The 13,290-nt window shown below is 62.1% G+C and carries 12 protein-coding genes and 1 riboswitch; of the genes, 8 read left to right on the top strand and 4 right to left on the bottom strand.

Annotated features, from left to right (window positions below; all coding sequences use genetic code 11):
• Positions 1 to 13: 13 nt before the first annotated feature.
• The gene (locus M5B96_RS05540) at positions 14 to 646 is read right to left on the bottom strand and encodes a TetR family transcriptional regulator (RefSeq protein ID WP_248795640.1); all 633 of its coding nucleotides are present in this window, start codon (positions 644 to 646) and stop codon (positions 14 to 16) included.
• Positions 647 to 727: 81 nt separating this feature from the next.
• Between M5B96_RS05540 and M5B96_RS05535 the strand changes: the two genes are divergently transcribed.
• From M5B96_RS05535 to M5B96_RS05515, 5 genes are all read left to right on the top strand, one after another.
• Positions 728 to 1,393: an O-methyltransferase gene (locus M5B96_RS05535; RefSeq protein WP_248795638.1), complete on the top strand. Its 666-nt coding sequence runs from the start codon at positions 728 to 730 to the stop codon at positions 1,391 to 1,393.
• A gap of 129 nt (positions 1,394 to 1,522) precedes the next feature.
• On the top strand, positions 1,523 to 2,590 hold the full coding sequence (locus M5B96_RS05530) for an NAD(P)-dependent alcohol dehydrogenase (RefSeq protein ID WP_248795637.1): 1,068 nt from the start codon (positions 1,523 to 1,525) through the stop codon (positions 2,588 to 2,590).
• A 212-nt stretch (positions 2,591 to 2,802) separates the two neighbouring features.
• Positions 2,803 to 3,252 (top strand): hypothetical protein, encoded by a 450-nt coding sequence (locus M5B96_RS05525; protein WP_248795635.1) that lies wholly within the window; start codon positions 2,803 to 2,805, stop codon positions 3,250 to 3,252.
• A gap of 22 nt (positions 3,253 to 3,274) precedes the next feature.
• The gene (dapF, locus tag M5B96_RS05520; protein ID WP_248795633.1) at positions 3,275 to 4,090 is read left to right on the top strand and encodes a diaminopimelate epimerase; all 816 of its coding nucleotides are present in this window, start codon (positions 3,275 to 3,277) and stop codon (positions 4,088 to 4,090) included.
• Between the two features lie 236 nt (positions 4,091 to 4,326).
• Entirely contained in the window at positions 4,327 to 5,577 is a 1,251-nt protein-coding gene (locus M5B96_RS05515; RefSeq protein WP_248795631.1) for an OmpP1/FadL family transporter, read from the top strand.
• Between the two features lie 80 nt (positions 5,578 to 5,657).
• Here M5B96_RS05515 and M5B96_RS05510 read toward each other — a convergent pair whose 3' ends face one another.
• The gene (locus tag M5B96_RS05510; RefSeq protein ID WP_248795629.1) at positions 5,658 to 7,256 is read right to left on the bottom strand and encodes a L,D-transpeptidase family protein; all 1,599 of its coding nucleotides are present in this window, start codon (positions 7,254 to 7,256) and stop codon (positions 5,658 to 5,660) included.
• A 141-nt stretch (positions 7,257 to 7,397) separates the two neighbouring features.
• Here M5B96_RS05510 and M5B96_RS05505 point away from each other — a divergent pair, with 141 nt between their 5' ends.
• Entirely contained in the window at positions 7,398 to 8,111 is a 714-nt protein-coding gene (locus M5B96_RS05505) for a murein L,D-transpeptidase catalytic domain family protein (RefSeq protein ID WP_248795626.1), read from the top strand.
• A gap of 103 nt (positions 8,112 to 8,214) precedes the next feature.
• Here M5B96_RS05505 and M5B96_RS05500 read toward each other — a convergent pair whose 3' ends face one another.
• Both M5B96_RS05500 and M5B96_RS05495 read right to left on the bottom strand, forming a co-directional pair.
• Positions 8,215 to 9,033 carry a glutamine amidotransferase-related protein gene (locus M5B96_RS05500; RefSeq protein WP_248795625.1) on the bottom strand — a complete coding sequence of 273 codons (819 nt, stop codon included), beginning with the start codon at positions 9,031 to 9,033 and terminating at the stop codon, positions 8,215 to 8,217.
• A 13-nt stretch (positions 9,034 to 9,046) separates the two neighbouring features.
• Positions 9,047 to 10,363, bottom strand: a complete 1,317-nt coding sequence (locus M5B96_RS05495; RefSeq protein WP_248795623.1) for a voltage-gated chloride channel family protein — start codon at positions 10,361 to 10,363, stop codon at positions 9,047 to 9,049.
• An 80-nt stretch (positions 10,364 to 10,443) separates the two neighbouring features.
• Positions 10,444 to 10,514: riboswitch (Fluoride riboswitch) on the bottom strand.
• Between the two features lie 198 nt (positions 10,515 to 10,712).
• Between M5B96_RS05495 and M5B96_RS05490 the strand changes: the two genes are divergently transcribed.
• Entirely contained in the window at positions 10,713 to 12,089 is a 1,377-nt protein-coding gene (locus tag M5B96_RS05490; RefSeq protein ID WP_248795621.1) for a pyridoxal-phosphate dependent enzyme, read from the top strand.
• Positions 12,086 to 13,264 (top strand): cystathionine gamma-synthase, encoded by a 1,179-nt coding sequence (locus M5B96_RS05485; RefSeq protein WP_248795619.1) that lies wholly within the window; start codon positions 12,086 to 12,088, stop codon positions 13,262 to 13,264. Before M5B96_RS05490 ends, M5B96_RS05485 begins: the two co-directional genes overlap by 4 nt.
• Positions 13,265 to 13,290 lie beyond the last annotated feature (26 nt).

The following is a 13,290-nucleotide window of genomic DNA, read 5'->3' as shown; positions in this document are numbered from 1 at the left end:
CCAGCAACGACGCTCAAGCGTGTCCGAGACCTCGCAGGTAGGCGCAAAACATATCGGCCATGGCCTCCGCGTAGGTTTCGATCTGCGCGGGGGTTCGTGGACTTTCCGAAAACTGCTTGCCCACCGAACTGAGCGTCACTTTGATCAGATCGCCGGCCACGGCACGGATCGCGTCGCTGGCATCGGGCAGTACTTCGCGCATAAACACCTCGACAATCTGCTCGCCCGCCGCCCTCACCTCGCGCGCCTCGGGTGCGTCGCGATAAAACGGCGCGGCGTCATCGAGTGCCACACGGAGCTCGGCCTCATCGCACTCGGAGCGGATAAAGGCCTGTACGAGCAGACGCAGCCGTTGCAGGGGCGGGTTGCGCGCGTCTTGCAGAATGCCGCGCAGCATCTCAGTGGTCTCACGCCACTCATCGCTCTGCAGACGGAAGAGGATCGCCGCCTTGTTCGGGAAATACTGATACACCGATCCGACACTGACCCCGGCCCGCTCAGCGACCCGTGTCGTGGTAAAGCGGCGCATGCCCTCCCTTGCCAAAACCTGAACAGCCGCCTGCAGAATCGATTCGACAAGGTCATTGGAGCGGGCCTGCTTGGGCTGTTTGCGTGAGGCAATCCGCGTACTTGGGCGATCGGTCATGGGGCTGGCTCGCAATGCGAATAGAAAACATGAAGGTTTATTCGCATTATAAACCCTCATTGAACTCACCGGGAAAACCCCATGACAACCTTGACCCAAGCCCCCCTCGCGCCCCTGCTGGACCGCCTGTTCGCCGAAGCCGATGCAACGTGGCCGACCCTCGCCGCTGCCGCCGGCAATATCTCGGAAGAGGAGCGCGTGCGCCTGATGCGCAGCAAGACCGACTACCTCGACTTCTATACACGCCTGAAGGACTTTCCACTGGCGGTCTCGCGGGAGACCGGGACACTCCTGTATATGCTGGCGCGCAGCTGCACGGCACGGACGATTGTCGAGTTCGGCACCTCGTTCGGCCTCTCCACCCTGCACCTGGCCGCCGCCCTGCGCGACAATGGCGGCGGGCGCTTGATCAGCAGCGAATTCGAACCGTCCAAGGTGCTACGCGCACGGGCCAACCTGATAGCCGGCGAGCTGTTCGACCTGGTGGAGATTCGTCAGGGAGACGCCCTGCAGACCCTGGCGGTCGACCTCCCGGACTGCATCGACCTGGTCCTTCTCGACGGTGCCAAGGCGCTCTATCCCGAAATCCTCGGCCTGCTGCTGAGTCGCCTGCGGCCGGGTGCGCTGATCGTTGCCGACAACGCCGACCATAGCCCCGACTACCTGGCACGCGTGCGCAATCCCGCCGAGGGTTTCCTCTCCACGCCCTTCGCCGAGGACGTCGAACTGTCCATCTGGCTGGGCTGAAACCCATCGGGGGGCGCGCACGAATAGTCGGGCACGCCCCCTGTCTTGGGATCGTCATCCGCTTGAACGATTCAGTGGCTATGCTGGTCAAGTTCTTTCCTGTCCCATGCAACCCAAGGTGACGATGCCATGACCAAGACTTATAGCTACGCGGCCCAAAATCCCAAGGACTCACTCAAACCTTTCACCTTCGAACGACGCGCTCCCGGCACCGACGATGTGCAGATCGAGATCCTCTACTGCGGCGTCTGCCATTCCGACCTGCACACCGTGCGCAACGAATGGCATAACACCCTGTACCCCTCGGTACCGGGACATGAGATCGTCGGCCGGGTCACCGCGGTCGGCGCCAATGTCAGCAAATTCAAGGTCGGCGACCTGGCCGGCGTCGGTTGCATGGTCGACAGCTGCCAGCATTGTGCGTCCTGCGCCGAAGGTGAAGAGCAATACTGCGAGAACGGTTTCACCGGCACCTATAACGGCCCGGTGTTTGGCGGTGAAAATACCTTCGGCGGCTATTCGGACAATATCGTCGTCAAGGAAAAGTTCGTCCTGCGCATCTCCCACGGCGAGGCCAACCTGGCGGCGGTCGCGCCGCTGCTGTGTGCCGGCATCACCACCTATTCGCCACTGCAACATTGGCAAGTCGGCCCCGGAAAAAAGGTCGGCGTGGTCGGTCTCGGCGGCCTGGGGCACATGGCGGTGAAAATCGCCCATGCCATGGGCGCGCATGTGGTGCTGTTCACCACCTCGCCGAACAAACGCGAAGATGGCCTGCGCCTGGGCGCCAATGAGGTCGTGGTGTCGAGGAACGCGGATGAAATGGCCAAGTTCGCCAACAGCCTGGATTTTATCCTCAACACCGTGGCCGCCCCCCACGACCTGGACGCCTTCCTTGCACTGCTCAAGCGCGACGGCACCATGACCCTGGTCGGCGCCCCGGACAGCCCGCACCCTTCGCCGTCGGTGTTCAACCTGATCTTCAAGCGCCGCAGCCTGGCCGGTTCGCTGATCGGCGGCATCCAGGAAACCCAGGACATGCTGGACTTCTGCGCCAGGCACGGACTGGTCTCGGATATCGAGATGATCGATATCCAGGACATCAACGAAGCCTATGGCCGCATGCTCAAGGGCGACGTCAAATATCGCTTCGTGATTGATATGAACAGCCTGAAGAAAGAAGCCAACGCGGCCTGACCGCCCCCTTCCACCCAACCCCGTGGCATCGCGCCTGGCGCGCGCTCGTCACGGGCTTCGCAAGCCGACTATCCACTCCGGAACCGGGTGAGGTACTGTAGGACCAAGACACCTGAGCCACGGGCGGCTGCAAGCGCGAACGCGAATGCCGATGGCTAAGCAATACAGGGCTGAGCCGCCAGGCCAAACCCTACATCCAAGATGAGATCAGAATGCTCAAGAAAGCTGTTTTTTGCCTGTCCCTCCTGGCCACGGCAAGTTCCGCCTACTCCAATGATGCCATTGCCTACAAAGACGAGTTCGAAAACCAATACGTCCAATGTATTAAAGACAAACTGGCGGAGGGTTGCTGGGACAAAGTCTTTTCCGGACACTTCGACCCGTGGCAAACCAAAGAAAAAGATCTGATTTCCAAAAGCCAAACCGCACTGTCCGCCTGGATCGGGAAACATGACATATACAAAGTACACTTGGGCCCCAAAGAAACAAAAGGCGAAATCTTTGAAAACCGGGCTTATCTGATCGAACGTGATGACGGGCAACTGGTCGGCATCCGTATAGGTTTCAGGCAAGTCAAAGGCCAGTGGTATGTCTCCGAACTGATGGGCAGCCCCGACGAGGCCTTTATCAGATCCATCATCAATATGCCCAAGTTGAAGTAAGGCGAGAATAACAGGACCGCGCATGACGTTGAGTTGCGTAAAGATGCATGCCCACGGCGACGACTTCGTCATTGTCGACCTGCGCGGCAAGATCGATCCGATCACGAGTGAGGTGGCCCGGCGCCTGGGTGATCGGAATCGCGGTATCGGCTTCAATCAGTTGGCCGTGGTGCTGGACTGTGAGGATGCGGCGGCACGCTTGCTGTTCTGGAACCCGGATGGTTCCAGGCTCGATACCTGTGGCAGCGCGACTCGTGGCGTTGCGGACATGTTGATGCGTGAAGCCAATAGCGCTTCAGTGCGGCTCAGAACCCCACGCGGCTTGCTGACCTGCGTACGCGAGGCTGGTCAGCGGGTGTCGGTGGATATGGGCAAGCCCCTGCTCGATTGGCGGGAGATCCCGCTCGCAGAGGAAGCGGACACGAATCGATTGCCACTGCCCGCGAGCCCCACGGCTTGCAGCATGGGCAATCCGCATTGCACCTTCTTTGTCGAGGATCTCGCAACGGTCGATGTGGCGGCTATTGGCCCCACGGTCGAAACCGATCCGCTTTTCCCCAAAAAAACCAATGTGCATTTCGTCCAGGTCATCGACCGCGGCCATATCCGCTTGCGAATCTGGGAACGTGGCGGCGGTATCGCGCTGGGTTCGGGTTCTTGCTGTTGCGGGGCGGTCGTTGGCGGGATTCGTCGTGGCCTCCTGGACGATACTGTCGAAGTGCAATGCGACGGTGGAACGGTGCAGGTGAAATGGGATGGCGTCGGCGGCGTTATCCTGACCGGCTCGGTTGAACCGATCTGGTCCGGAACCATTGCCAGCCACTTTCTGCGGGCCTAGCCTGTTCTGCGCCTACGTCCTCAGGGCGATAAAAAAGACTTCGCTCGCGCCTGGAAATGCTCGGACTCATCAGTCACTTAAATCGCCCGTCATCACCAATGCGCATTATCTGAAAAACAGGCCGATTCTCGTCGGATTGCCCTACAAAGCGCTCTATCTCAAGCGATACAGGCTATGGCAACAGAACTGAAACATTGGTAATTTGCGCCGCACGCGATTACCCCAGAGTTCTAATAATGAAAAAAGCCATACTCAAGACCACACTCAGCCTTGCCGTCAGCCTCGCCTCCACCCAGCTTTTCGCAAGCGGTCTCACCATCAACGAACAGAGCATCAGCGGGATGGGTACCGGCTATGCCGGTCGCTCCTCTTCTGTCGAGGATGCCAGCACCATCTACGGCAACCCTGCCGGCATGTCCCTGCTCAAGCGCGACCAGGTGACCGCCGGTGTCGCGGCGCTTGATGCCAAGACCGATATCAAGCACGTCAGCGGCGGTCGATCAGGCGGCAGCAACGATGGCGATATGGTGCCGTTCACCTCCGTACCCAATGCTTTCTTCGTCAAACAGCTGGGTAACGGCTGGGCCGTGGGCCTGGGAGCCTATGCGCCTTTCGGCCTGATCACCGATTATGAAAGCGGTTTTGCCGGCAGCAATTACGGTCAGAAGAGTGAAGTCAAGGTTGTCACCCTGCAACCGACGGTCAGCTACGCCATCAACGACGTGGTTTCCATCGGCTTCGGTCCGACCTTCAACCGTATCAGCGGCGAGCTGAGCTCCACGCTGCCCATCGGTAACGGCTTTGTCGACGTCAAGGGCGACGACACGGCGGTGGGCTACAACATCGGTGTGATTGTCCAACCGACTGACACCACCCGCCTCGGCCTGACCTACCATTCCAAGGTCAGCTACTCGCTGGACGGCCACACCAGCTCTACCGGCCTCACAGGTTTCAATATTCCCAACGCTCGCTACAAGACCTCCCTGGATATCACCACGCCAGAGAACGTGGACCTCTCGATCACCCAGAAACTGGATGATCAGTGGACTGTTTATGGCGGTGCCACCTGGACCCGCTGGAGCCGCCTGCAAAACATCACCATCAACAACCAGGGCGTGACCGGCCCCCTCGCCAGCCAGCTCACCAGCATCACCGAACCCCAGAACTGGCACGATACCTGGGCCTCGGCCATCGGCGTGGCCTACCAGGTCAACAAACAATGGGTCCTGCGCAGTGGCTTGTCGGTCGACCAGGCACCGACCAACAACACCGATCGTTCCGTGCGAATCCCGACAGGTGATCGCCGGATCATCAGCGTCGGTGCCGGCTACAGCCCCACCGACGACCTGACCATCGACCTCGCCATCTCCTACCTCAAGGAAGAAGACGTCAACGTCAACCTGAACAACCCGCAAAAAGGCTCCTACAGCGCGCAGTACGAAAACAGCGCGTGGGGCTATGGCCTGGGCTTTACCTACAAGTTCTGATTCACGACGAACCTGAAACGCTCGTCACCGGCGAGAAAACCCGCATCAGCTGATGCGGGTCAACGAGATCCCCTCCAACCTCAATCAGCGCGAACAGTACTCAACGTACTCGTCGCGCCGCCCAGCGCCTTCAGCAGCAGCGGGTCATGCCCATAGATATCCGGCGCATACAGCAAGGCTCCACTGCTATCGACCTGCACTGTCCAGTAACCGAGCAGGATCGGCACCGGCACCGCAAGCCGGTATTCGTGGGTGGTGCCGCTGGCCAGCAATTCGTCGGTCCGCGTACGTTCCGCCGCGGTCAGCAACAGGTCGCGCAGGTGCAGCGGTTGCTCGACCCGCACGCAGCCCGAGCTGAAGGCCCGCGGGCCCTTGGCAAACAACGGCTGGCTGGGGGTGTCGTGCAGGTACACGGAAAAGGGATTGGGGAAACGCAGGACGATCTTGCCCAGCGGATTCCGCGGACCGGCATCCTGGCGCAGCATGATATTGCCAGGCCGCTCCCAGTCGATGGCCTCCGCCGCCAGCGGATGGCCTTCGCTATCCAGTATCTGCAGGTTCTGTTGGCTCAGGTAGGTCGGATTCTGACGGATAGCCGGCAGCTTGTCCTCACGCATGATGGTCGGCGGCACGGTCCAGGTCGGGTTCAGGGTCAGCCGGGTGACCCGCGACTTCAACAACGGCGTCTGTCGATCGGCACGTCCCACCTGCAGGCGCGTCTGCCACACCGGTGCGCCGTCATGGTAGACACTCAGCTGGGCCGCCGCGACATTGACCAGCACCCCCTCCGGCGCCAGGTCCGGGGCCAGCCAGCGAAAACGTTCGAGGTTGATGCGCAACTGCTCGCGCCGTAGCGCCGGGCTGATATTCAGTTCGGTCAGGGTGCCCGGACCGATCACCCCATCAGCCTGCAGCGAATGGCTGCGCTGGAAGTGCTCGACCGCGTGGCTCAGTTCCTCGCCGTAGGTCTTTTCCGGCCCGGCGGGCGGACTCTCCAGATAGCCCTCGGCGAGCAATCGCTGGGCCAATGCCGGCACCCGCGCGTCCTCCATGCCTGGGCGCAGCAAGGGCCCGCCGCCGATCGCCGGCCAATGCGCCAATGGCTCCTGGCGCCGCGCCGCGTAAGCGCGACGCAGGCTGCGGTACAACTCGACATTCGGTCGCGCCTGATCGAACGCCAGGGCCATATCCTGCAACCCTGTCGCCGCCAAGGTCAGTAACTCGGTGTCCACGTCCCGCGTCGGCGGCTGTGCCTGCCAGAGCGGTTCGAAGCGGGCCTGCTGCAAGCGTCCGGAGTGCAGGTCCTGCAAGGCTTGCAAATACTGCCGGCTGATCTCGATATCGCTACACAAGGTGTTGCCACCCGCCGTGTCCTGCGGCAACGGGTAACGCGCCGGATCCAGGCCATCATCGGCCAACAACCGCAGTTGGGCCTGCAACGCCGCCAGACGACCGCGGGCGGACCACACGAGCGCCTCTTTCTGCTGCTGGTAAAACACCTGCAAGCGCAGCTGGGTCGGCGCGTCCAGTTGTCCCGCCAGGCCCGGGCAGGTGGTCGACAACTGCGCCATAATCGATGGCAAGGGGCTGGGCGGATTGCTGAGCAGATCCTCGGCCGTCGCGACCAGTGGTGCCATAAGCAGGCACATGCTCAAGTAACATGCGTGTTTTTTGAACAACGGCTTGACTCCAATCCACGATCGTCGCATTGATGGTCTACAGCTGCGGCAGAGGCGAAAACCTTCAGGCAGCCTGCGACCACGCTGCCCAAGGACCGACGGGATGCGCGAGCCTGTACTGACGGCCGAGGCACTCTCTACATGCTGACTTCTTGCTATCGACTCTGCCTGATCATTTTGACCCTGGCCGCGCCATGCAGTTCTACCCTGGCCGCCAGCGGCCCTGAACCGACACTGTACCGAAGACTCGCGCACGCGGCGCCGGAACTCAACCCCCGGGTACTGAAAAACGCCCTGAGCGCCATGCAATGCGCGATCAACAGTGGCCTCGAACAAGCCGAGCGTCTGGCGGTGATCGACTACTCGCAACCCTCGACAACGCGGCGCCTGTGGATCTTCGACCTGCGCAAGAAGACCCTGGTGCTGCGCGACCTGGTGGCCCACGGGCAGAACTCCGGGGAAAACTTCGCCACCCAGTTCTCCAATCAGATCGGCAGTTATCAATCCAGCCTGGGCCTGTTCCGCACCCAGGAAAGCTATGAGGGCACCCATGGCTATTCGCTGCGCATGGACGGCCTGGAGCCGGGCTTCAACGACCGCGCCCGCGACCGCGACATCGTGATTCACGCAGCCGACTACGTCAGCCCGCTGTGGAGCAAGCGCGAGGGCCGTCTCGGCCGCAGCCAGGGCTGCCCCGCCGTACGCCCGCAAGTCGCGCGGCAGGTGGTCGACAAGCTCAAGGACGGCCAGTTCATGTTTGTCTGGTACCCCGACCGGCACTGGCTGAAGTCTTCGACCTACCTCAACTGCAAACCCCAGCAGATGGCCAGCGCCAGCGCCGCCGATGGCGGTTGACCCCACCGGCGGATAGGTTTGCGCGGCCGCGCACAGACGGTTTCGGACAAAATGCGCATGGCATGCCTGGGGCATCGGCGGTGGTGCGTGATGAAGTATCACCTCAGCGCAACGAGTATTGCGCCATCAGTTTGTCCAGAAACCCAAAGAGCTTCTGGTTCATTTGCGCATAGTCATTCGCGCGAAGAGCAGCCGGCTGCTGGACGAAACGGCAGCCAATCGATGTCGCCAATTCGCTCTCGGACGCGCCGATAAGCCGCTCCACGACGTCCAAGGTGAATTCCATATGGCATTGGAAGCCATACACCAGCGGGCCGTATTCGATGATCTGCCGAGGACAACCTTCGCTAAAGGCCAGGATCTTGGCGTTCTCGGTGAGGCCGGGCATGTCGTTGTGCCAATGTCCGACGCCGAGGAGATCGCCGAAATGAGCGATCTTGTCGTTGCCCTTTCCCACCGCGGTGAGGCTGATCGGGTACTTGCCGATCTCCTTCTCGGGGCTGTGCGCGAACCTCGCCCCCAGCGCCTCGCCGAGCAACTGGGCACCGAGGCAGACACCCACCACGGCCTTTTGCGCCGCGACAGCCTTGGCGATCAACTGACATTCGGCGGCGGCGTCGAAGTACGGACACTCTTGCACGGTGGTGGCCGGTGACTGGGGACCGCCCAGCACCACCAGCAGATCGATGTTATCCACGTCAGGGAAAGCATGGCGCTCATAAACACGCGAATAGCTGGCCTCGTAGCCGCGCTCTTCGACCCAGGTTTCATAGGCCCCCGGTGACTCGAAGGCTTCGTGAACGACGAAATGAACTTTCATTGGCATTCCTCTGCTGATAATCCCGGTCAGGCCCTGACGATGGGGCCGGCAGCGGTAACTGACAATAGAACAACACCCTGGCCGGCTCCAGGTCAGCGGCAATCGGAATGCGCCTTTAGTCCCTGGGTTCCACTTTTGCCTTGGTCGACAGTTTTTGCGCCCGGTACTGCTTCACCTCGCCCAACCTCAGCTCTTCGGGCAAATGGGCCTGATGTTTGTTCTGTCCGACCCGTTGGGCGTTATAGATACCGGCGTGACCGGACACCAGGTAGCTGGCGATACAGGCGATGGCGGCAAACGGCGCGATCTGCGGACCAAACAGTTCCATGGCCATGATGATGGTTGCCAACGGGGTGTTGGCCGCACCAGCAAAGACGGCGACAAAACCGATACCCGCCAACATGGCGAAGGGCAGGTGCAACAACGGCGCGAGAGCATTGCCCAAGGTCGCGCCGATGTAGAACAACGGGGTGACCTCGCCGCCCTTGAAGCCCGTGCCCAACGACAGCACGGTGAAGAGCAGTTTGCCGAGCCAGTCCCAAGGTGCCATGGGCACCTGAAATGACTGCACGATACTGGGAATGCCGAGCCCGATGTACTGATGAGCATCCAATACCCAGACGGCGATGGCGATCAGCGTGCCACCGACCAGGGGGCGCAGGGGCGGATAGGCGATCAGCTTCTTCACCCAGGCGCCCAGTCGATGAGTCGCGGTGGCAAACAGCAGGCCGGCCAGGCCGAACAGGATACCGGCCGCGACGACCGCCATCATGCTCCAGAATTGCACGGGCGCCACCTCGCCAATGGCGTAATGCACATGCACTACACCCCAAGCCAGGCCCACCTGATCGGCGACGATGGCGGCGACCATGCAGGGCAATAGTGCGTCATAACGCATGCGCCCGATGGCCAGCACCTCCAGGCCGAAAATCGCTCCCGCCAGAGGTGTGCCGAATACCGAGGCAAAACCGGCGCTGATACCGGCCATCAGCATGATGCGCCGATCTTCCCGGCGCAGTCGCAGCAGGCGCGTCAATTGGTCGGCCAGTGCACCGCCCATTTGCACGGCGGTCCCTTCACGGCCCACGGAGGCGCCGAACATATGGGACACCAGGGTGCCGCCCAGCACCAGCGGCACCATGCGCAACGGCACGGTTTTCCGGGGATCGTGAATCTCGTCAATGATCAGATTGTTGCCGGCATCGACCGGTTTTCCCAACCAGTGATAAATCAGCCCGACGGCAAAACCCGCCAGCGGCAGCAGCCAGATGGCCCAGCCATGGGCCTCACGCCACTGGGTCACATGGTCCAGGGAAAACAGGAAAAAAGCCGAGGCCGTGCCCGCCGGTACAGCGACGGCACTGGCTAACAACAACCATTTGGCGATGTAGGGCAGCAGTTGGAGTTGTTCGAGTTGAGAAAGTCTGCGCATGGGGGTCAGCCGTAGCATGTCAATGGGGACTGACCAAAGAGGCATTCTGGGCGCGAGCACCTACAGACCTGTTTGATCAGGTTTCTGCAGGCATCATCAGCTGCAAGAGAAGCAGCGGTTGATACGGAGGAATGCCATCTCCGGCCGGCGATCATAGCCAGCGCCGGAAAAATTGTAAATTGTTGTTGCGTGACGCCCCTGTCCCTGGCGCCCACGTCATCAATTGCCCGCCCGCGGTTGCGGCTGGTGCGATAGCGGCCTATGTTCCAAACGATACCTTTTATCTGCAACCCGCTCCCCCAGCCCGCTGTCCATCCAATACGGACTTCCCGCGTAACGAGGTGACGACATGCCGAACAACTCCCGCCCCGCCGTACTCGAACTGATCGGCAATACGCCGCTGGTGCGCGTCAGCCGCTTCGATACCGGTCCGTGCACGTTGTTCCTCAAGCTTGAATCACAGAACCCTGGCGGCTCGATCAAGGACCGTATCGGCCTGGCGATGATCGATACGGCCGAGCGCGACGGGCGCCTGCGCCCCGGCGCGACCATCGTCGAAGCCACCGCCGGCAACACCGGCCTGGGCCTGGCACTGGTGGGCCGGGCCAAGGGTTACCGGGTGGTGCTGGTGGTCCCCGACAAGATGTCCACCGAAAAGGTCCTGCACCTCAAGGCCATGGGCGCCGAGGTGCACATCACCCGTTCCGATGTCGGCAAAGGCCATCCCGAGTATTACCAGGATGTCGCCGCGCGGCTGGCCAGGGAAATTCCCGACGCGTTCTTCGCCGATCAATTCAACAACCCGGCCAACCCGCTGGCCCATGAAACCAGTACAGCGCCGGAGATCTGGGCACAAACCCAACACGATGTCGACGCTATCGTCGTCGGCGTCGGTTCGGCCGGCACCTTGACCGGACTGACCCGTTTCTTCCAACGCGTACAGCCGGACCTGGACATGGTCCTGGCCGACCCCGTCGGCTCGGTGATGGCCGAATACAGCCGCAGCGGCACCATCGGCAGCGCCGGCTCCTGGGCCGTGGAAGGTATCGGCGAAGACTTCATTCCTTCGATCGCCGACCTGTCCAGCGTGCGCCACGCCTACTCGATCAGCGACGAAGAAAGCTTCGATCACGCCCGCCAGCTGCTGCGCGCCGAAGGCATTCTCGGCGGCTCCTCGACCGGCACCCTGCTGGCCGCGGCACTGCGCTATTGCCGCGAGCAAACCGAGCCCAAGCGCGTCGTCACCTTCGTCTGCGACACCGGCACCCGTTACCTGTCCAAGGTCTACAACGACCAGTGGATGAACGACCAGGGGTTGCTGAAATACAAGCACTACGGCGACCTGCGCGACCTGATCGCGCGGCGCTTCGAGGATGGCCGGGTGATCAGCGTCGGGCCGGACGACACCCTGCTCACCGCCTTCCAGCGCATGCGCCTGGCGGACGTCTCGCAACTGCCGGTGCTGGTGGACGGCCAACGACTGGTGGGGGTGATCGACGAATCGGATATCCTGCTGGGCATGCATGACGACGCGACGCACTTTCGCCTGAGCGTGGCCAGTGTCATGACCGACCAACTGCAAACCCTGGCCCCCACCGCCAGCCTGGCGGAACTGCAGGCCGAGCTGGCTCGCGGGCTGGTGGCAATCATCGCCGACGCCGCGGGCTTTCATGGCCTGATCACCCGCGTCGACCTGCTCAATCACCTACGGAGATCCCTTGCATGAGTCAGCACGACCAGTCCGCCGCCGCCCACGCCTTCGCCACCCGTGTCATTCATGCCGGGCAGGCGCCGGACCCGACCACCGGGGCGCTGATGCCGCCGATCTACGCCAACTCCACCTATCTGCAAGAAAGCCCTGGCGTGCACAAGGGCTTCGACTACGGCCGCTCGCACAACCCGACGCGCTTTGCCCTGGAGCGCTGCGTGGCGGATCTGGAGGGCGGCACCCAGGCCTTCGCCTTCGCCTCCGGGCTGGCGGCGATCTCCACCGTGCTCGAACTGCTTGATGCCGGCGCCCATGTGGTCTCCGGCAATGACTTGTACGGCGGCACCTTCCGCCTGTTCGACAAGGTGCGCCAACGCAGTGCCGGGCATCGCTTCAGCTACGTCGACCTGACCGACCTCGGCGCCTTCGAAGCGGCCCTGCAGGACAATACGCGGATGGTCTGGGTCGAGACGCCGAGCAACCCCCTGCTGAGCCTCACGGACCTCGCCGCCATCGCCCGTATCTGTCGTGACCGCGACATCCTCTGCGTCGCCGACAACACCTTCGCCAGTCCCTGGATCCAGCGTCCGCTGGAGCTGGGCTTCGATATCGTGGTGCACTCGACGACCAAATACCTCAACGGCCACTCCGATGTGATCGGCGGCATCGCGGTGGTCGGGCAAAACGCCGAACTCGCCGGACGCCTGGGCTTTCTGCAAAACTCGGTGGGGGCCATTGCCGGGCCCTTTGACGCCTTCCTCACCTTGCGTGGCGTGAAGACCCTGTCGCTGCGCATGGAGCGCCATTGCAGCAACGCCCTGGACCTGGCGACCTGGCTCGAACGTCAGCCACAGGTGGCACGGGTCTACTATCCGGGCCTGCCGTCACACCCGCAGCACGAACTGGCGCGGCGGCAGATGCGCGGCTTCGGCGGGATGATTTCCGTGGACCTGAAAAGCGACCTGGCCGGTGCCAAGCGCTTCCTGGAAAGCGTGCAGATCTTCGCCCTGGCCGAGAGCCTGGGCGGCGTCGAAAGCCTGATCGAGCACCCGGCGATCATGACCCACGCCAGCATCCCCGCGGACACCCGCGCGCAACTCGGTATCGGCGATGGGCTGGTGCGTTTGTCGGTGGGTGTCGAGGACGTCGAGGACCTGCGGGCGGATCTGGCGCAGGCCTTGGCGCGGATCTGAGCCATGGGATACAGGCCGCCGCCAAC

The organism is Pseudomonas sp. MWU13-2105 (genome assembly GCF_023242315.1).
Classification (GTDB): Bacteria; Pseudomonadota; Gammaproteobacteria; order Pseudomonadales; family Pseudomonadaceae; genus Aquipseudomonas.
Note: the sequence above shows the minus strand (reverse complement) of the source record. Positions and strands in the feature narration are given on the sequence as shown.